We start from the raw sequence: 18154 nt of genomic DNA, 5'->3' as shown, positions 1-18154 counted from the left end.
CAGCGTCGCGGTCCGGCCCCTCGCCGGCTCGGGGCGTTCGACCGCCCTCGTGGCGGTGCCACGAAGGGCCGGGCGGTCTCACCCCCATGCGAGAGTCCCGGAGCCAGGTGCGACCATCGTCAGGCACTTATGCAGAGAAAACCCCGATCATCAGATGGTCGGGGTTTTTTCGTATCCGGCACCCTCGGTCTCGAGGTATCGGGAGGGGTGATAAGCGGAATGGGGCAGGGAGCAGGACTACAGGAGCTGCCACTTTGGTCGGCATGATTCACGGGGTCGGATGCCTTCCGCTAGAATGAGCCTTTTGCCGCAGGGGCCTTAAGATGACCATTGGTGACCTGATTCGCCTGATGAGCGATGGGGACTTCCATTCCGGCGAGCAGTTGGGGGAGCGTCTCGGGGTGTCGCGCACGGCGGTCTGGAAGCAGCTGAAGAAGCTGGAGGCCCTGGGCATTCCACTGGAGGCGGTCAAGGGGCTGGGCTACCGGCTAGGGGAGCCGGTCGAGCTGCTCGAAGGCGCCGGAATCGTCTCGCGGCTCGACTCGCAGAGTCGTCCCGCCCTGAACCGGCTGTTCGTCGAGGAGGCGCTCGATTCCACGAACGCCTTCCTGCGCGAACGCTTTGCTCAGGGGGCCGGTCACGGCGAGGTGTGCCTGGCCGAGAGCCAGTCGGCCGGTCGTGGGCGGCGCGGGCGGCACTGGGTGAGCCCCTGGGGGCGCGGCTTGCTGCTCTCCCTGGGGTGGCGCTTCGAGAACGGCGTGGCCGCCCTGGAGGGGTTGAGCCTGGCCGTGGGGGTGGTGCTCGCGGAGGTGCTGGAGCATGAAGGCGTCCGAGTCGCCCTGAAGTGGCCCAATGATGTGCTGCTGGTCACCGACGAGGGGCACCAGAAGCTTGCCGGCATCCTCTTGGAGGTGCAGGGGGACTTGGAGGGCCCCTGCGAGGTGGTGATCGGTATCGGCCTCAATGTCTTCCTGCCCCCGGCCATGCGTGAGGCCGTCGATCAGCCGGTGGGCGCGGTGGCGGATCAGGTGCCGGGGGTCTCCCGCAATGCTCTGGCGGCGGCGTTGATTGGCGGCCTCCTGGAGCTGATGCAGGGCTTCGAGGCACGTGGCTTCGTGGCCTGGCAGGCCGCCTGGAATGCGCGTCACGCCCATGCCGATCGGGAGGTGGAGGTGGTCCAGGGTAATCAGAGTTACCGGGGAGTCGCCCGAGGGGTCGACGAGGCCGGCCATCTGCAGGTGCGCTGCGGCGATGAGTCGCGGTGGCTGGCCGGGGGCGAGATCAGCGTGCGTGGTCGCCCATGATTCTCGATCTGGATATCGGTAATACCCTGTCCAAGTGGCGCCTCAAGGATACCCTGAGCAGCGAGATCCGCTCGCGGGGTGCCCTCTGGACCCGGGAGGAGTGGCGTCCCGGGTCGGATATTCCCGACCTGGACGTAGTGCGGTCGGTACGCATCTCGAGCGTGGCGCGTAAGGCGGTACTGGAGGAGACGGTGGCGCTGCTGCGGCGTCGCGTGGTCTCGGTCCATGTGGCGCGCTCGACCGCCGAGGCCCTGGGGGTCACCAACGGTTACGAGGAGCCGTGGCGCCTGGGCGTCGATCGCTGGCTGGGCACCCTGGCGGGTTACCATCTGGCGGGGGGGTGCTGCGTGGTGGATTGCGGTAGTGCCATTACCGTGGACTTCGTGCTGCCGGGCGGCTGTCACCTGGGGGGATATATTCTGCCTGGGCTGAGGCTGATGAAGGAGAGCCTCAAGCTGGGGACGCGTAACGTGGCCATCGATCCGGACAGCGAGGCGGACGAGCTGCTGGCCCCGGGCAAGAATACCGTGGAGGCGGTCAATCACGGTATCTATATGGCCGCGGTAAGCGCCGTCAATCGCATCTATGCCGAGGTCTGTGATCGGGAGGGGGTGGCCCTGCCCTTGCTGCTGACCGGCGGGGACGCGCGGGTGGTCTCCCGGGGGCTGCGGGTGCCCCATGCGGTCTGGCCCGATATGGTCTATGGCGGACTGGAGGCCTGCTTTCCACTGACCGCGGCCGAGCGGGCGGGGCGTCTGTCGGGGGCGCCCCGGGTGCCGGCGCCGGCGGCCTTGGAAAAAATTCGGGCGGGGCTTGCATTCTCCACCCTGCTTTGACACAATGCGCCGCGTTCCAGGGCAACACATCCCCCTCGCCGAGTGCTGATGGATGATGCCAAGCCACTGAAAGATAAGGCTTGACACCGTTGCTGAGGCAGGTAAAATGCTTCGCCAGCTGGAGGGGTTCCCGAGTGGCCAAAGGGAGCAGACTGTAAATCTGCCGCGAAAGCTTCGAAGGTTCGAATCCTTCCCCCTCCACCAGTTTGGGTCGCCTCGTCAAGGCGGGGCGATAGCAAGAGTGGGTAGGCGGGCATAGTTCAATGGTAGAACCTCAGCCTTCCAAGCTGATGATGCGGGTTCGATCCCCGCTGCCCGCTCCAGGCAAGGTTTAGGCTCATGTAGCTCAGGGGTAGAGCACACCCTTGGTAAGGGTGAGGTCGACGGTTCAAATCCGTCCATGAGCTCCACTTTGAAAAGGCGAGTCGAGAGGCTCGCATTTTCTCTTTGTGTCGAAGGCTTTTTCGGCATCGTGCGAATGGGGTTGTCAGGCGGAGGCTTTTCCGCTACTATGGCGCCCGCTGTGCCCTGAGTGGCCCGCAAAGGGTTGTGATGGTGCAGGAAGTTGATACAGGCCAGTAGCTCAATTGGCAGAGCAGCGGTCTCCAAAACCGCAGGTTGGGGGTTCGATTCCCTCCTGGCCTGCCAGTCTTCCCCAGGCTGGCTTACCTCAAGACAAATTTCACGTTACGATCGCTGCACCCTGAGGAGTCACGTTTTGATGAAACATAACGCCGAGGTGCAGGAGTCGCGCCACGACGGGCTCAAGTGGGCGGCTGTCGTCGCGCTGTTGGTCGTTGCCGTCGTTGGTAATTCCTACTTTGCCGATCAGGCCCTGCTCTACCGTGTCCTGGGCGTGGTGGTGCTTGGCGTGGGTGCCGCCGCACTCGCCCTGACGACCACCAAGGGTCGTGACCTCGCCGAGCTGGCCAAGAATGCGAAGAAAGAGATTCAGCGCGTCGTCTGGCCGACCCGCCCCGAAACCGTGCAGACCACCGCCATCGTGCTGGTGGCCGTGCTGGTGGTGGGTCTGATGCTGTGGCTGATCGATACCCTTCTTGGCTGGGCAATGTCCGGCGTCATCGGTTAGGAGTTTCCATGTCCAAGCGTTGGTATGTCGTTCACGCCTACTCCGGCTTCGAGAAGCATGTCATGCGCTCCCTGAAGGAGCGCGTGAAGATGTATGGCATGGAGGAAGGGTTTGGCGAGATCCTCGTGCCCACCGAAGAAGTCGTCGAGATGCGTGACGGCAAGCGCCGCAAGAGCGAGCGCAAGTTCTATCCCGGCTATGTGCTGGTCGAGATGGAGATGAATGACGCGACATGGCACCTGGTCAACGAGACGCCGCGAGTCATGGGCTTTATCGGTGGCACCAAGGAGAAGCCGGCGCCGATCACTCAGAAGGAAGCAGACGCCATCCTGCGTCGCGTCCAAGACGGTACCGACAAACCGCGTCCCAAGACCATGTTCGAGCCGGGGCAGTCGGTGCGCGTCATCGATGGCCCCTTCGCCGACTTCAATGGCGTGGTCGAAGAGGTCAACTACGACAAGAGTCGCCTCCAGGTCAGCGTGCTGATCTTCGGGCGCGCCACGCCTGTCGAGCTGGAATTTTCCCAGGTCGAGAAAGAGTAACGCTCGGCCTCAGTCGTATTTAGTCGTATCTCGAGCCGCTAGGCGGCTCGCTAACCGGGGAGCCGCAAGGCGCTACCACCCAACTGGAGTCCATCATGGCCAAGAAAGTACAGGCTTACATCAAGCTGCAGGTCGCAGCTGGTAAGGCCAACCCGAGTCCCCCCGTCGGCCCGGCCCTGGGTCAGCACGGCGTGAACATCATGGAGTTCTGTAAGGCGTTCAACGCCGCGACCCAGGAAATCGAGCCGGGTCTGCCCACTCCCGTGGTGATCACCGTCTATTCCGACCGCAGCTTCACCTTCGTCACCAAGACGCCGCCCGCGGCGATCCTGCTGAAGAAGGCCGCTGGCATCAAGTCCGGCTCCGGTGAGCCGAACAAGAAGAAGGTCGGCACCGTGACCCGTGAGCAGCTCGAAGAGATCGCCAAGACCAAGGAGCCGGATCTGACGGCTGCCGATCTCGACGCCGCTGTGCGTACCATCGCCGGTAGCGCCCGCAGCATGGGCCTGAACGTGGAGGGTCTCTGATCATGGCTAAATTGTCCAAGCGCGCTCAGCTGATCAACGAGAAGGTCGACTCCACCAAGGTCTACTCCCTGGAAGAGGCCGTGGCCCTGCTCGCCGAGCTGTCCACCGTCAAGTTCAAGGAGTCCCTGGACGTCGCCATCAACCTCGGCGTCGATCCGCGTAAATCCGACCAGGTCGTGCGTGGCGCCACCGTTATGCCCAATGGTACCGGCAAGGACGTGCGCGTTGCCGTCTTTACCCAGGGTGCCAACGCCGATGCCGCCAAGGAAGCCGGTGCCGATATCGTCGGCATGGACGACCTGGCCGAGCAGGTCAAGAAAGGCCAGCTCGACTTCGACGTGGTCATCGCCTCGCCGGATGCCATGCGCGTCGTCGGTCAGCTGGGCCAGATCCTCGGTCCACGCGGCCTGATGCCGAACCCCAAGGTCGGCACCGTGACCCCGGACGTGGCCACCGCCGTCAAGAACGCCAAGGCCGGTCAGGTGCGTTTCCGTACCGACAAGAACGGTATCATCCACACCACCCTGGGCAAGGTTGACTTCGATGCGGCCGCCATCAAGGGCAACCTGGAAGCGCTGGTCGCCGACCTGAAGAAGCTCAAGCCGAGCACTTCCAAGGGTGTGTATTTCAAGAAGATGACCCTGTCCACCACCATGGGCCCGGGCATCACCGTCGATCACGCCGCGCTGGTGTGATCGCCGACAGGCAAGAACTTTGCGGTCCCCGTGCACGGATTCATGCCGGGCGGGGCACCGTCAAAGACCGCAGGCGCCGTCCACTCCGGTGGGCGGCTTAATCTTCCCCTAGGGATGCCTGCGCAGATGGTGTGGCCGCCAGTCCGCTGGTGTGCACCATCGCCCAAGACCCCCGCGCCAACAGGCGCGGGGGAGATGGTAACCCCCGGGATGCGATGCCCGCATCGCAGATTCCCGGCACGAAGGAGTGAACACAGTGGCACTAGCTCTCGAAGGCAAGAAGGCAATTGTTGCCGAGGTCAGTGAAGCCGCCAAGGATGCTCTCTCCGTCGTCGTTGCCGATTCTCGTGGCGTCGCGGTCAGTAAGATGACCGACCTGCGCAAGCAGGCCCGCGAGAATGGCGTGCAGATCCGTGTTGTGCGCAACACCCTGGCACGTCGCGCCCTGGACGGTACTCCCTGGGAGTGCCTGAACGACAGCTTCGTGGGTCCGACCCTGCTGGCTTTCTCCACCGAGCACCCGGGCGCCGCCGCCCGTCTGTTCAAGGAGTTCGCCAAAGAGGAGAAGAACTTCGAAGTCAAGGCGCTGGCCTACGAAGGCGAGCTGATCCCGGCTGCCGATATCGACCGTCTGGCGACCCTGCCGACGTACGATGAAGCGATCGCCAAGCTGATGTCGGTGATGAAGGAAGCTTCCGCCGGCAAACTGGTCCGCACCCTGGCTGCACTGCGCGACCAGAAGCAGGAAGCAGCCGCCTAAGGGCGCCTCTTTCGGCCGATACGCGACTTATACTGAACCCTCGAGTCCTCGGACCCCCTGGGGTACGGGATTCCCGCAAAGTCTAGGAATTTGACAATGGCACTGACCAAAGAAGACATCATCAACGCCGTCGCCGACATGTCCGTGATGGAAGTCGTCGAGCTGATCGAAGCGATGGAAGAGAAGTTCGGCGTCTCCGCCGCTGCTGCCGTCGTGGCTGGTCCGGCCGGTGGCGAAGCCGCCGCCGCCGAAGAGCAGACCGAATTCGACCTGGTGCTGACCTCTGCCGGCGAGAAGAAGGTCAACGTGATCAAGGTCGTTCGCGAAATCACTGGCCTGGGCCTGAAGGAAGCCAAGGGTGCCGTCGACGGCGCACCGGCGACCATCAAGGAAGCCATGTCCAAGGAAGACGCCGAAGCGGCCAAGACCAAGCTGGAAGAAGCCGGCGCTTCCGTGGAACTCAAGTAATCCCTTGATTTCCATGGCTTCACGCGCTGCGTAAGCTTCCACGGCTGGTGGCGGGTCACCCGCTGCCGGCCTTTTTCTGTTGTCACTAGCCGGCCGCTGCTCTGCCGCCGCCGCTAGCCGAATTCCGACGGCGAGCCCTCCTCCGGGGGCTTGCCGTCAGCGCCTGACGGAGCCGCTACCGTCGGGTGGCGCCGATTCGCATCGGTCACCCATGGTGAACAAGCTGGGGAATACAGATGGCTTACTCATACACTGAGAAAAAACGCATCCGCAAGGATTTCGGCAAACTGCCCCAAGTGATGGATGTGCCCTACCTGCTGGCCATCCAGCTTGATTCCTACTACGACTTCCTCCAGCAGGACCGTTCGCCAGAAGAGCGGATGGAAGTCGGCCTGCATGCCGCCTTCAAGTCCGTCTTCCCGATCGAGAGCTTCTCCGGCAACGCCGCCCTCGAGTACGTCAGCTACCGTTTCGGTACGCCGGCCTTCGACGTCAAGGAGTGTCAGCTGCGTGGCGTCACCTACTCGGCGCCGCTGCGGGTCAAGGTTCGCCTGATCATCTACGACAAGGAGTCGGCGAACAAGGCCATCAAGGACATCAAGGAGCAGGAAGTCTACATGGGGGAGATCCCCCTGATGACCGAGAACGGTACCTTCGTCGTCAATGGTACCGAGCGGGTCATCGTTTCCCAGCTGCACCGCTCGCCGGGTGTCTTCTTCGACCATGACAAGGGCAAGAGCCACTCCTCCGGCAAGCTGCTCTACTCGGCACGGGTGATTCCCTACCGCGGCTCCTGGCTCGACTTCGAGTTCGATCCCAAGGACAACGTCTATGTGCGTATCGACCGTCGCCGCAAGCTGCCGGCGTCGGTGCTGCTGCGCGCCCTGGGCATGAGCACCGAGGAGATCCTCGATACCTTCTTCGATACCAGTACCTTCCATATCGAGAAGTCCGGCTTCTCCGTGGAGCTGGTGCCGTCGCGCCTGCGCGGTGAGACCGCTACCTTCGACATCAAGGATGCCGATGGCAGCCTGATCGTCGAGGAAGGGCGCCGCATCACCCAGAAGCATATCCGTCAGATGGAGAAGGCCGGTCTCGAGCGCCTCGACGTGCCGATGGACTACCTCTTCGGCAAGACCCTGGCCAAGGATCAGGTCGACCCCAATACCGGCGAGCTGATCTGCGAGTGCAACACCGAGATTACCCCGGACCTGCTCGAGAAGCTGGGCCAGGCCGGTATCACCCGCCTCGAGACCCTCTACACCAACGATCTCGACTGCGGGTCCTTTATCTCCGACACCATCAAGCTGGATACCACCCGGACCCAGCTCGAGGCCCTGGTCGAGATCTACCGCATGATGCGTCCCGGCGAGCCGCCCACCAAGGAGGCCGCCGAGACCCTGTTCCACAACCTCTTCTTCACCGAGGATCGTTACGACCTCTCCGGGGTCGGGCGCATGAAGTTCAACCGCCGCCTGCGTCGTGACAGCGATACCGGCGCTGGCGTGCTGGGCCGTGACGACATCCTCGATGTGCTGAAAGAGCTGATCAATATCCGTAACGGCTTCGGTGAGGTGGACGACATCGACCACCTGGGCAACCGGCGTATCCGTTGCGTGGGCGAGATGGCCGAGAACCAGTTCCGGGTGGGCCTGGTGCGGGTCGAGCGCGCGGTCAAGGAGCGTCTCTCCATGGCCGAGAGCGAGGGCCTGATGCCCCAGGACCTGATCAACGCCAAGCCCGTCGCCGCGGCGGTCAAGGAGTTCTTCGGTTCCAGCCAGCTCTCCCAGTTCATGGATCAGAACAACCCACTCTCCGAGGTCACCCACAAGCGCCGCGTCTCCGCGCTTGGCCCGGGCGGCCTGACCCGCGAGCGAGCCGGCTTCGAGGTGCGTGACGTTCACGCCACCCACTACGGCCGCCTGTGCCCGATCGAGACCCCGGAAGGGCCGAACATCGGCCTGATCAACTCCCTGGCCACCTACAGCCACACCAACAGCTACGGCTTCCTCGAGACGCCGTATCGCAAGGTGGTGGGCGCTCAGGTGACCGACGACGTGGTGCATCTCTCCGCTATCGAGGAGGGCGACTTCGTTATCGCCCAGGCCTCCGCCACCGTCGACGAGAACGGCAAGCTGGTCGATGACCTGGTACAGGTCCGCCACAAGGGCGAGACCACCTTCATGCGTCCCGAGCAGGTGACCCTGATGGACGTCTCGCCGCGCCAGGTGGTCTCCGTGGCCGCGGCGCTGATCCCGTTCCTCGAGCACGATGACGCCAACCGCGCCCTGATGGGGGCGAACATGCAGCGCCAGGCGGTGCCGACCCTGCGTGCCGACAAGCCCCTGGTGGGTACCGGCATGGAGCGCTTCGTGGCCCGCGACTCCGGCGTCTGTGCCGTGGCGCGGCGCGGCGGGGTGATCGACTCCGTCGATGCCAAGCGCATCGTGGTGCGCATCAACGAGGACGAGATCATCGGCGGCGAGGCCGGCGTCGATATCTACAACCTCACCAAGTACGTGCGTTCCAACCAGAACACCTGCATGAACCAGCGCCCCATCGTGCGCCCCGGTGACCAGGTGGCGCGTGGCGATATCCTCGCCGACGGTCCCTCCGTGGACATGGGCGACCTGGCCCTGGGTCAGAACATGCGTATCGCCTTCATGCCCTGGAACGGCTACAACTTCGAGGACTCCATCCTGGTCTCGGAGCGCGTGGTGCAGGAAGATCGCTTCACCACCATCCATATCCAGGAGCTGACCTGCGTCTCCCGCGACACCAAGCTGGGTGCCGAGGAGATCACCTCCGATATCCCCAATGTGGGTGAGTCGGCGCTGGCCAAGCTGGACGAGGCGGGTGTCGTCTATATCGGCGCCGAGGTGGGCCCGGGCGATATCCTGGTCGGTAAGGTCACCCCCAAGGGCGAGACCCAGCTGACCCCGGAAGAGAAGCTGCTGCGGGCGATCTTCGGCGAGAAGGCCTCCGACGTGAAGGACACCTCCCTGCGTGCCCCCACCGGCATGAAGGGCACCGTCATCGACGTCCAGGTGTTCACCCGCGACGGCGTGGAGAAGGACTCCCGGGCCCTGTCCATCGAGCAGATGCAGCTCGATGAGGTGCGCAAGGATCTCCAGGAGACCTACCGCATCGCCGAGGATGCCACCTTCGAGCGCCTCAAGCGCACCCTGACTGGCCAAGCCGTCAATGGTGGGCCCAAACTGAAGAAGGACGACGTGCTCTCCGAGGAGTACCTCGAGGAGCTGCCGCGTCAGCAGTGGTTCAAGCTGCGCCTGCAGGACGAGGCCCTCAACGAGCTGCTGGCCCAGGCCGACGAGCAGCTGGAGAATCGTCGCAAGGAGATGGACGAGCGTTTCGAGGACAAGAAGCGCAAGCTCACCCAGGGCGATGATCTGGCGCCGGGCGTGCTGAAGATCGTCAAGGTCTACCTGGCGGTGAAGCGTCGCATCCAGCCGGGCGACAAGATGGCCGGTCGTCACGGTAACAAGGGTGTGATCTCGGCGATCATGCCGATCGAGGACATGCCCTTCGACGCCAACGGCGAGTCGGTGGACGTGGTCCTCAACCCGCTGGGCGTACCGTCGCGGATGAACGTCGGTCAGATCCTCGAGACCCACCTGGGCATGGCCGCCCGTGGCCTCGGGGTGAAGATCGAGCACATGCTGCGCGACGCCCGCGACCAGCAGGTGGCCGAGATCCGTGATTTCCTGGGGCAGGTCTACAACACTGCCTCTAGCACCCGGGTCGAGGACATCGAGTCGCTGTCCGACGAGGAGGTCATCGCCCTGGCCAAGAACCTCAAGGCGGGCGTGCCCATGGCCTCGCCGGTGTTCGATGGTGCCGAGGAGACCGAGATCAAGCACCTGCTGACGCTGGCGGACCTGCCGGATTCCGGTCAGATGACCCTCTATGATGGCCGTACCGGCGACGCCTTCGACCGTCCGGTGACCGTCGGTTACATGTACATGCTCAAGCTCAACCACCTGGTGGATGACAAGATGCACGCGCGTTCCACCGGCTCCTACTCCCTGGTCACCCAGCAGCCGCTGGGCGGCAAGGCGCAGTTCGGTGGTCAGCGCTTCGGTGAGATGGAGGTCTGGGCCCTGGAAGCCTACGGCGCCGCCTACACCCTCCAGGAGATGCTCACGGTCAAGTCCGACGACGTGGAAGGTCGTACCAAGATGTACAAGAACATCGTGGACGGCGACCACACCATGCAGGCGGGCATGCCGGAATCCTTCAACGTGCTGGTGAAGGAGATCCGCTCCCTGGGTATCGATATCGAGCTGGAGAGCTAGGCGGCCACGCCGCTAGTCAAGCGCTTCACAGAATGACGGTCCGCGGGGGCTTCGGCCCCCGCCCATGACAACTCCGCAACGGAGCCGACCCATGAAAGATTTGGTGAAAGTCCTCAAATCGCAGTCACAGTCCGACGAGTTCGACGCGATCAAGATCACGCTCGCGTCCCCGGACATGATCCGCTCCTGGTCCTTCGGCGAGGTCAAGAAGCCGGAGACCATCAACTATCGTACCTTCAAGCCGGAGCGGGATGGCCTGTTCTGCGCCAAGATCTTCGGCCCGGTGAAGGATTACGAGTGCCTGTGCGGCAAGTACAAGCGCATGAAGCATCGCGGCATCATCTGCGAGAAGTGCGGCGTCGAGGTCACCAAGGCCGCCGTGCGCCGCGAGCGCATGGGCCATATCGAGCTGGCCAGTCCGGTCGCGCATATCTGGTTCCTCAAGTCCCTGCCGTCGCGTATCGGCATGTTCCTGGACATGACCCTGCGCGATATCGAGCGGGTGCTCTACTTCGAAAGCTTCGTGGTCATCGATCCGGGCATGACCACCCTCGAGCGTGGCCAGCTGCTCAACGACGAGCAGTACTTCGAGGCCCTCGAGGAGTTCGGTGACGACTTCGACGCCCGCATGGGTGCCGAGGCCGTCCAGGCCCTGCTGACCGATATCGATCTGGAAGAAGAGATCAATCGCCTGCGCGAGGAGATCCCGCAGACCAATTCCGAGACCAAGATCAAGAAGCTCTCCAAGCGCCTCAAGCTGCTGGAGGCCTTCCACAAGTCGGGCAATGATCCGGCCTGGATGGTCATGGAAGTGCTGCCGGTGCTGCCGCCGGACCTGCGTCCGCTGGTACCCCTGGACGGCGGTCGCTTCGCGACGTCCGACCTCAACGATCTCTATCGTCGGGTGATCAACCGCAACAACCGCCTCAAGCGGCTGCTCGATCTCAATGCGCCGGACATCATCGTGCGCAACGAGAAGCGCATGCTGCAGGAGTCGGTGGATGCGCTGCTCGACAACGGTCGCCGCGGCCGCGCCATCACCGGCTCCAACAAGCGCCCGCTGAAGTCCCTGGCCGATATGATCAAGGGCAAGCAGGGTCGCTTCCGTCAGAACCTGCTGGGCAAGCGCGTCGACTACTCCGGCCGCTCGGTGATCACCGTGGGCCCGACCCTGCGCCTGCACCAGTGCGGCCTGCCGAAGAAGATGGCGCTGGAGCTGTTCAAGCCGTTCATCTACTCCAAGCTGCAGTCCCAGGGTTACGCCTCGACCATCAAGGCCGCCAAGAAGATGGTCGAGCGCGAGCTGCCCGAGGTGTGGGATATCCTCGCCGACGTCATCCGCGAGCACCCGGTGCTGCTCAACCGCGCGCCGACCCTGCACCGCCTGGGCATCCAGGCCTTCGAGCCGCTGCTGATCGAGGGTAAGGCGATCCAGCTGCACCCGCTGGTGTGTGCCGCCTACAACGCCGACTTCGACGGCGACCAGATGGCCGTGCACGTGCCGCTGACCCTGGAAGCGCAGCTCGAAGCCCGCGCGCTGATGATGGCCACCAACAACGTGCTGTCGCCGGCCAACGGCGAGCCGATCATCGTGCCGTCCCAGGACGTGGTGCTGGGTCTGTATTACATGACCCGCGAGAAGATCAACGCCAAGGGCGAGGGCATGGCCTTCGCCAACCTGGCCGAGGTCGAGCGTGCCTTCGGCGCCGAGAAGGTCGCCCTGCACGCCAAGGTCAAGGTGCGCCTGACCGAGCATCTGGCCGAGGAAGAGGGTGGCGAGCTGATCGAGAAGCAGTCGATCTTCGACACCACCGTGGGTCGGGCGCTGCTGTTCCGTATCCTGCCCAAGGGCGTGCCCTTCGAGCTGGTCGATCAGCCGATGAAGAAGAAGGCGATCTCCAAGCTGCTCAACGAGGTCTATCGTCGCGCCGGTCTCAAGGACGCGGTGATCTTCGCCGACCAGCTGATGTACACCGGCTTCCGCATGGCCACCTGGTCCGGGGCCTCCATCGGCGTCAACGACTTCGTTATCCCCGAGGCCAAGAAGGCCATCGTGGATGCCGCCGAGGAAGAGGTGAAGGAGATCGAGGACCAGTTCTCCTCGGGCCTCGTCACCGCCGGCGAGAAGTACAACAAGGTGATCGACATCTGGTCCAAGGCCAACGACAAGGTGGCCAAGGCGATGATGGCGGGCATCTCCAAGGAGACCGTGATCGACCGCGAGGGTAACGAGGTCGAGCAGGACTCCTTCAACAGCGTCTTTATCATGGCCGACTCCGGGGCCCGGGGTAGTGCCGCCCAGATCCGTCAGCTGGCGGGGATGCGTGGCCTGATGGCCAAGCCGGACGGCTCGATCATCGAGACGCCGATCGTCGCCAACTTCCGTGAGGGCCTGAACGTACTCCAGTACTTCATCTCCACCCACGGTGCCCGTAAGGGTCTGGCGGATACGGCCCTCAAGACCGCCAACTCCGGTTACCTGACCCGGCGCCTGGTCGACGTCGCCCAGGATCTGGTGATCACCGAGTCCGACTGTGGCACCGAGGAAGGCCTGACCCTGCACCCGATCATCGAGGGTGGCGATATCATCGTCTCCCTGGCGCAGCGGGTGCTGGGCCGGGTGGTGGCCCAGGACGTGGTCGACCCGGTCAGCGACGAGGTGCTGATTCCGCGCGGCACCCTGCTCGACGAGAAATGGTGCGAGCAGCTCGACACCATGGGCGTCGACGAGATCGTGGTGCGCAGCTCCATCTCCTGCGAGACGGCCCACGGCGTCTGCTCCGCCTGTTACGGTCGCGACCTGGCGCGTGGCCATCAGGCCAATATCGGCGAGGCGGTGGGTGTCATCGCCGCCCAGTCGATCGGTGAGCCGGGTACCCAGCTGACCATGCGGACCTTCCACATCGGTGGTGCGGCCTCCCGGGCCTCCGCGGTGGATAGCGTCCAGGTCAAGCATGGCGGCCGAGTGCGCCTGCACAACATCAAGTCGGTGGAACGCAGCGACGGCAAGCTGGTGGTGGTGTCCCGCTCCAGTGCCCTGGCGGTGGCCGACGAGCACGGTCGTGAGCGCGAGTACTACAAGCTGCCCTACGGCGCCGAGCTCTCCGTCAAGGACGGCGATGCCGTCGACGCCGGTCAGGCCGTGGCCAAGTGGGATCCGCACACCCACCCCATCGTCGCCGAGGCCGAGGGTCAGGCCCAGTACATCGACATGGAAGAGGGCATCACCATCCACCGTACGGTGGACGAGATGACCGGCCTCTCCTCCATCGAGGTGATCGAGTCCGCGGCGCGTCCGCAGGCCGGTCGCGACAAGCGCCCGATGATCATGCTCACCGGGGCCGGTGGCGAGCACGTCTGCCTGCCGGGCTCCAATACCCCGGTGCAGTACCTGCTGCCCGGTAACGCCATCGTCAACACCGAGAACGGTGCCACCATCGGCGTGGGCGAGGTGGTCGCGCGTATTCCGGTCGAGGCGTCCGGCAACAAGGACATCACCGGGGGTCTGCCGCGGGTCGCCGACCTCTTCGAGGCGCGTAAGCCGAAGGAGCCGTCGATCCTCGCCGAGATCAGCGGCGTGGTGACCTTCGGAAAGGAGACCAAGGGCAAGCGGCGCCTGACCATCACCCCCGAGGGTGGCGGCGATCCCTTCGAGATGCTGATTCCCAAGTGGCGTCAGATCGCGGTCTTCGAAGGCGAGACCGTGGAGAAGGGCGAGGTGATCTCCGACGGTCCCAGCAACCCCCACGATATCCTGCGTCTGCTGGGCGTGGCGGAGCTGGCCAAGTACATCACCGCCGAGGTCCAGGAGGTCTACCGCCTGCAGGGCGTGGGCATCAACGACAAGCACATCGAAGTCATCGTGCGTCAGATGCTGCGCAAGGTAGAGATCACCGATGCCGGCGACTCCAGCTTTATCACCGGCGACCAGGTGGAACTGGTACGGGTGCTGGAGGAGAACGCTCGCCTGGCCCAGGACGACAAGTTCCCGGCCAAGTACGAGCGCCTGCTGCTGGGTATCACCAAGGCCAGCCTGGCCACCGAGTCGTTCATCTCCGCGGCCTCCTTCCAGGAGACTACGCGGGTGCTGACCGAGGCGGCCGTGACCGGCAAGCGCGATTACCTGCGCGGCCTGAAAGAGAACGTGGTGGTGGGTCGACTGATCCCGGCCGGTACCGGCCTCACCCACCATGCGGAACGCAAGCGCAAGCGTGAAGACGCCGAGCGCATGCTCCACCCGTCGGCCTTCGACGTCGAGCAGGAGCTGGGCGCCCAGCTCACCGCCCTCGACGCCGACGACGACGAGATCTGAGGTCGCGGGGCCGCCACTCTTCGCGGGGTGGCGGCCTTGACTGGCCTCGCCGGGAAGCAGTAGAATTCGCAGCCTTTAATAGTGGGGTGGGTGCGCCCGTGCCACTATTGGAAGGCAAGGCAACCATTGGAGTCAGCTACAGACTATGGCAACGATCAATCAGCTCGTGCGCAAGCCGCGCAAGCGCCCTGTCGCCAAGAGCGACGTGCCGGCGCTGCAGGCCTGCCCGCAGAAGCGCGGCGTCTGCACCCGCGTCTACACCACCACCCCGAAGAAGCCGAACTCGGCCCTGCGTAAGGTCTGCCGTGTGCGCCTGACCAACGGCTACGAGGTCACTTCTTACATCGGCGGTGAAGGCCACAACCTGCAGGAGCACTCCGTGGTCCTGATTCGTGGCGGCCGTGTCAAGGATTTGCCGGGTGTGCGTTATCACACCGTTCGCGGCGCCCTGGACACCTCCGGCGTGCAGAACCGTAAGCAGGGCCGTTCCAAGTACGGCGCCAAGCGTCCCAAGGCCTAAGGCCGGTCGACGTTTTCACCCGAATTGCATTGGTCTGATAAGAGTAAGGTCGAGCGTCACCCTCGGTGCCAGTCTCGGGTTTACCTGAAGGACCCCTTAACGAGGGCTTATCATGCCTAGAAGAAGAGTTGCCGCTAAGCGCGAAATCCTGCCGGATCCGAAATTCGGAAGTGAGCGTCTGGCGAAGTTCATGAACCACCTGATGATCAGCGGCAAGAAGTCCACAGCTGAGCGCATCGTCTATGGTGCGTTGGACACGGTTGCCGAGCGTAGTAAAGAAGAGCCGCTGGAGATCTTCGACAAGGCGCTGGAAACCATCCAGCCGATGGTCGAAGTGAAGTCGCGCCGCGTCGGTGGTGCGACCTATCAGGTGCCGGTGGAGGTGCGTCCTTCCCGTCGTCAGGCCCTGGCCATGCGTTGGCTGGTGGATGCGGCCCGTAACCGTGGCGAAAAGACCATGGTGCAGCGTCTGGCTGGTGAGATGCTGGATGCCGCCGAAGGCAAGGGTTCCGCGGTGAAGAAGCGTGAAGACGTGCACCGCATGGCAGAAGCCAACAAGGCCTTCTCCCACTACCGTTTCTAAGGCGCGCTTCTACACACGAGGCGCTCGTCCGTCGGGCGCCTCCAACCAACGGGGAATTTCACCGTGGCACGCAAGACACCACTCAATCGCTATCGCAATATCGGGATCTGTGCCCACGTCGACGCCGGCAAGACCACCACCACCGAGCGGGTGTTGTTCTACACCGGGGTCAACCACAAGCTGGGCGAGACCCACGACGGTGCCTCTACTACCGACTGGATGGAGCAGGAGCAGGAGCGGGGTATCACCATCACCTCCGCGGCTGTGACTACCTTCTGGAAGGGCATGAACCACCAGTTCGATGAGCACCGCATCAACATCATCGACACCCCGGGGCACGTCGACTTCACCATCGAGGTGGAGCGTTCCCTGCGGGTTCTCGACGGTGCCGTCGTGGTGCTGTGCGCCTCCTCCGGCGTACAACCGCAGACCGAGACCGTCTGGCGTCAGGCCGACAAGTACGAAGTGCCGCGCATGGTGTTCGTCAACAAGATGGACCGCGCCGGCGCCGACTTCTTCATGGTCGTCGACCAGCTCAAGGATCGCCTGGGCGCCAATGCCGTGCCGATCCAGATCAACTGGGGCACCGAGGACGAGTTCAAGGGCGTCATCGACCTGATCGAGATGAAGGCCATCCTGTGGAACGAAGACGACATGGGTACGACCTATGACCTCGTCGACATTCCCGCCGAGCTCCAGGCCAAGGCCGAGGAGTATCGCGAGCAGATGGTCGAGGCGGCCGCCGAGGCCTCCGAAGAGCTGATGGACAAGTACCTGGAAGGCGGTGAGCTGACCAAGGAAGAGATCAAGGCCGGCCTGCGTCGTCGTACCCTCGACAACGAGATCATCCTGGTCACCTGCGGCTCCGCCTTCAAGAACAAGGGCGTGCAGGCGGTGCTGGACGCCGTGGTCGAGTACATGCCGTCTCCCACCGAGGTCAAGGCCATCGAGGGTGAGCTGGACGACAAGGACGGCACCATCGCCACCCGTGAGGCGGACGACAGCGCCCCCTTCTCGGCGCTGGCCTTCAAGATCGCCACCGATCCCTTCGTCGGCACCCTGACCTTTATCCGCGTCTACTCCGGGGTCCTGAACTCCGGCGACAGCGTGTTCAACTCGGTCAAGCAGAAGAAAGAGCGGGTCGGCCGTATCGTGCAGATGCACGCCAACTCCCGCGAAGAGATCAAAGAGGTACTGGCCGGCGATATCGCCGCCTGTATCGGTCTCAAAGACGTCACCACCGGTGATACCCTGTGCGACCTGAACAACAAGATCGTTCTCGAGCGCATGGAATTCCCGGAGCCGGTGATCTCCGTGGCCGTGGAGCCGAAGTCCAAGGCCGACCAGGAGAAGATGGGCGTGGCGCTGGGCAAGCTGGCCCAGGAAGACCCCTCCTTCCGCGTCAAGACCGACGAAGAGACCGGTCAGACCATTATCTCCGGTATGGGTGAGCTGCACCTGGACATCCTCGTCGACCGCATGCGTCGCGAGTTCAAGGTGGAAGCCAATATCGGTAAGCCGCAGGTGGCCTACCGCGAGACCATCCGTGCCAGCGTCGAGCAGGAAGGCAAGTTCGTGCGTCAGTCCGGTGGTCGCGGTCAGTTCGGTCACGTGGTGCTGCGCATCGAGCCGCTCACCGAAGCGGACAAGGGCGACGACGAAGAAATGCACTTCAAGTTCGCCTCCGAGATCGTCGGCGGTGTGGTACCCAAGGAATACGTACCGGCCGTCGAGAAAGGGGCCTATGAGCAGCTGCAGAACGGTGTCATCGCGGGCTACCCGATGATCGACGTCAAGGTCACGCTGTTCGATGGTTCCTACCATGACGTGGACTCCAACGAGACCGCGTTCAAGGTCGCCGCCTCCATGGCGATCAAGGAAGGGGCCAAGAAGGCCAAGGCCGTGCTGCTAGAGCCGATGATGAAGGTCGAAGTCGTGACCCCCGAGGATTTCATGGGTGACGTCATGGGCGACCTGAACCGTCGTCGCGGTCTGGTGCAGGGCATGGATGACTCTTCCTCCGGTAAGATCATCCGCGCAATGGTGCCGCTGGGCGAGATGTTCGGTTATGCGACCGACCTGCGTTCTCAAACCCAGGGCCGTGCAAGCTACTCCATGGAGTTTGCGAAGTACGACGAGGCGCCCTCCAGCGTCGTAGAAGCCGTCATCAACCAGAAAAGTTAACCGTTAGCTAACGAAAG

At 63.6% G+C, this 18154-nt stretch carries 13 protein-coding genes and 4 tRNA genes; all 17 read left to right on the top strand.

The window, feature by feature from the left end; all coding sequences use genetic code 11:
- The first annotated feature begins 323 nt into the window (after positions 1 to 323).
- The 17 genes from HPA02_RS13620 to fusA all read left to right on the top strand — a co-directional run bounded on the left by HPA02_RS13620 (position 324) and on the right by fusA (position 18137).
- A complete protein-coding gene (locus tag HPA02_RS13620) occupies positions 324 to 1304 on the top strand; it encodes a biotin--[acetyl-CoA-carboxylase] ligase (protein ID WP_146803748.1) in 981 nt (326 codons plus the stop codon).
- Positions 1301 to 2140 carry a type III pantothenate kinase gene (locus tag HPA02_RS13615; protein WP_146803747.1) on the top strand — a complete coding sequence of 280 codons (840 nt, stop codon included), beginning with the start codon at positions 1301 to 1303 and terminating at the stop codon, positions 2138 to 2140. Before HPA02_RS13620 ends, HPA02_RS13615 begins: the two co-directional genes overlap by 4 nt.
- 120 nt (positions 2141 to 2260) lie before the next feature.
- Positions 2261 to 2344: transfer RNA gene (locus tag HPA02_RS13610), tRNA-Tyr, on the top strand.
- A 45-nt stretch (positions 2345 to 2389) separates the two neighbouring features.
- A tRNA-Gly gene (locus tag HPA02_RS13605) sits at positions 2390 to 2463 on the top strand.
- Between the two features lie 12 nt (positions 2464 to 2475).
- A tRNA-Thr gene (locus tag HPA02_RS13600) sits at positions 2476 to 2550 on the top strand.
- Positions 2551 to 2712: 162 nt separating this feature from the next.
- Positions 2713 to 2788 (top strand) — tRNA-Trp (locus tag HPA02_RS13595).
- 73 nt (positions 2789 to 2861) lie between these two features.
- On the top strand, positions 2862 to 3230 hold the full coding sequence (secE, locus tag HPA02_RS13590; RefSeq protein WP_146803746.1) for a preprotein translocase subunit SecE: 369 nt from the start codon (positions 2862 to 2864) through the stop codon (positions 3228 to 3230).
- Between the two features lie 8 nt (positions 3231 to 3238).
- On the top strand, positions 3239 to 3772 hold the full coding sequence (nusG, locus tag HPA02_RS13585; protein ID WP_146803745.1) for a transcription termination/antitermination protein NusG: 534 nt from the start codon (positions 3239 to 3241) through the stop codon (positions 3770 to 3772).
- Between the two features lie 95 nt (positions 3773 to 3867).
- Positions 3868 to 4299, top strand: a complete 432-nt coding sequence (rplK, locus tag HPA02_RS13580; RefSeq protein ID WP_146803744.1) for a 50S ribosomal protein L11 — start codon at positions 3868 to 3870, stop codon at positions 4297 to 4299.
- A gap of 2 nt (positions 4300 to 4301) precedes the next feature.
- Positions 4302 to 4994: a 50S ribosomal protein L1 gene (gene rplA, locus HPA02_RS13575; RefSeq protein WP_146803743.1), complete on the top strand. Its 693-nt coding sequence runs from the start codon at positions 4302 to 4304 to the stop codon at positions 4992 to 4994.
- 256 nt (positions 4995 to 5250) lie between these two features.
- Positions 5251 to 5754 carry a 50S ribosomal protein L10 gene (gene rplJ / locus HPA02_RS13570; protein ID WP_146803742.1) on the top strand — a complete coding sequence of 168 codons (504 nt, stop codon included), beginning with the start codon at positions 5251 to 5253 and terminating at the stop codon, positions 5752 to 5754.
- Between the two features lie 96 nt (positions 5755 to 5850).
- Positions 5851 to 6222 carry a 50S ribosomal protein L7/L12 gene (rplL, locus tag HPA02_RS13565; protein ID WP_146803741.1) on the top strand — a complete coding sequence of 124 codons (372 nt, stop codon included), beginning with the start codon at positions 5851 to 5853 and terminating at the stop codon, positions 6220 to 6222.
- 236 nt (positions 6223 to 6458) lie between these two features.
- Complete coding sequence (rpoB, locus tag HPA02_RS13560) at positions 6459 to 10538, top strand: DNA-directed RNA polymerase subunit beta (protein ID WP_146803740.1); 4080 nt, start codon at positions 6459 to 6461, stop codon at positions 10536 to 10538.
- A gap of 91 nt (positions 10539 to 10629) precedes the next feature.
- Complete coding sequence (rpoC, locus tag HPA02_RS13555; RefSeq protein ID WP_146803739.1) at positions 10630 to 14850, top strand: DNA-directed RNA polymerase subunit beta'; 4221 nt, start codon at positions 10630 to 10632, stop codon at positions 14848 to 14850.
- A 145-nt stretch (positions 14851 to 14995) separates the two neighbouring features.
- Positions 14996 to 15370: a 30S ribosomal protein S12 gene (gene rpsL, locus HPA02_RS13550; RefSeq protein ID WP_146803738.1), complete on the top strand. Its 375-nt coding sequence runs from the start codon at positions 14996 to 14998 to the stop codon at positions 15368 to 15370.
- Positions 15371 to 15482: 112 nt separating this feature from the next.
- A complete protein-coding gene (gene rpsG, locus HPA02_RS13545; RefSeq protein ID WP_146803737.1) occupies positions 15483 to 15953 on the top strand; it encodes a 30S ribosomal protein S7 in 471 nt (156 codons plus the stop codon).
- A 63-nt stretch (positions 15954 to 16016) separates the two neighbouring features.
- Positions 16017 to 18137 (top strand): elongation factor G, encoded by a 2121-nt coding sequence (fusA, locus tag HPA02_RS13540; RefSeq protein ID WP_146803736.1) that lies wholly within the window; start codon positions 16017 to 16019, stop codon positions 18135 to 18137.
- Positions 18138 to 18154: the final 17 nt, after the last annotated feature.

Source organism: Bisbaumannia pacifica (genome assembly GCF_007989625.1).
In the GTDB taxonomy this organism is placed as follows: domain Bacteria; phylum Pseudomonadota; class Gammaproteobacteria; order Pseudomonadales; family Halomonadaceae; genus Bisbaumannia; species Bisbaumannia pacifica.
The sequence above is the reverse complement of the archived record's forward strand: the minus strand, read 5'-3'. Positions and strand labels throughout refer to the sequence as shown.

Coding starts and splice junctions, on each gene's coding strand:
- HPA02_RS13615 (WP_146803747.1), top strand. CDS start 1,301: ATGATTCTCGATCTGGATATCGGTAATACCCTGTCCAAGTGGCGCCTC.
- rpsL (WP_146803738.1), top strand. CDS start 14,996: ATGGCAACGATCAATCAGCTCGTGCGCAAGCCGCGCAAGCGCCCTGTC.
- HPA02_RS13620 (WP_146803748.1), top strand. CDS start 324: ATGACCATTGGTGACCTGATTCGCCTGATGAGCGATGGGGACTTCCAT.
- nusG (WP_146803745.1), top strand. CDS start 3,239: ATGTCCAAGCGTTGGTATGTCGTTCACGCCTACTCCGGCTTCGAGAAG.
- rpoC (WP_146803739.1), top strand. CDS start 10,630: ATGAAAGATTTGGTGAAAGTCCTCAAATCGCAGTCACAGTCCGACGAG.
- rplK (WP_146803744.1), top strand. CDS start 3,868: ATGGCCAAGAAAGTACAGGCTTACATCAAGCTGCAGGTCGCAGCTGGT.
- rplL (WP_146803741.1), top strand. CDS start 5,851: ATGGCACTGACCAAAGAAGACATCATCAACGCCGTCGCCGACATGTCC.
- rpsG (WP_146803737.1), top strand. CDS start 15,483: ATGCCTAGAAGAAGAGTTGCCGCTAAGCGCGAAATCCTGCCGGATCCG.
- rplA (WP_146803743.1), top strand. CDS start 4,302: ATGGCTAAATTGTCCAAGCGCGCTCAGCTGATCAACGAGAAGGTCGAC.
- secE (WP_146803746.1), top strand. CDS start 2,862: ATGAAACATAACGCCGAGGTGCAGGAGTCGCGCCACGACGGGCTCAAG.
- rpoB (WP_146803740.1), top strand. CDS start 6,459: ATGGCTTACTCATACACTGAGAAAAAACGCATCCGCAAGGATTTCGGC.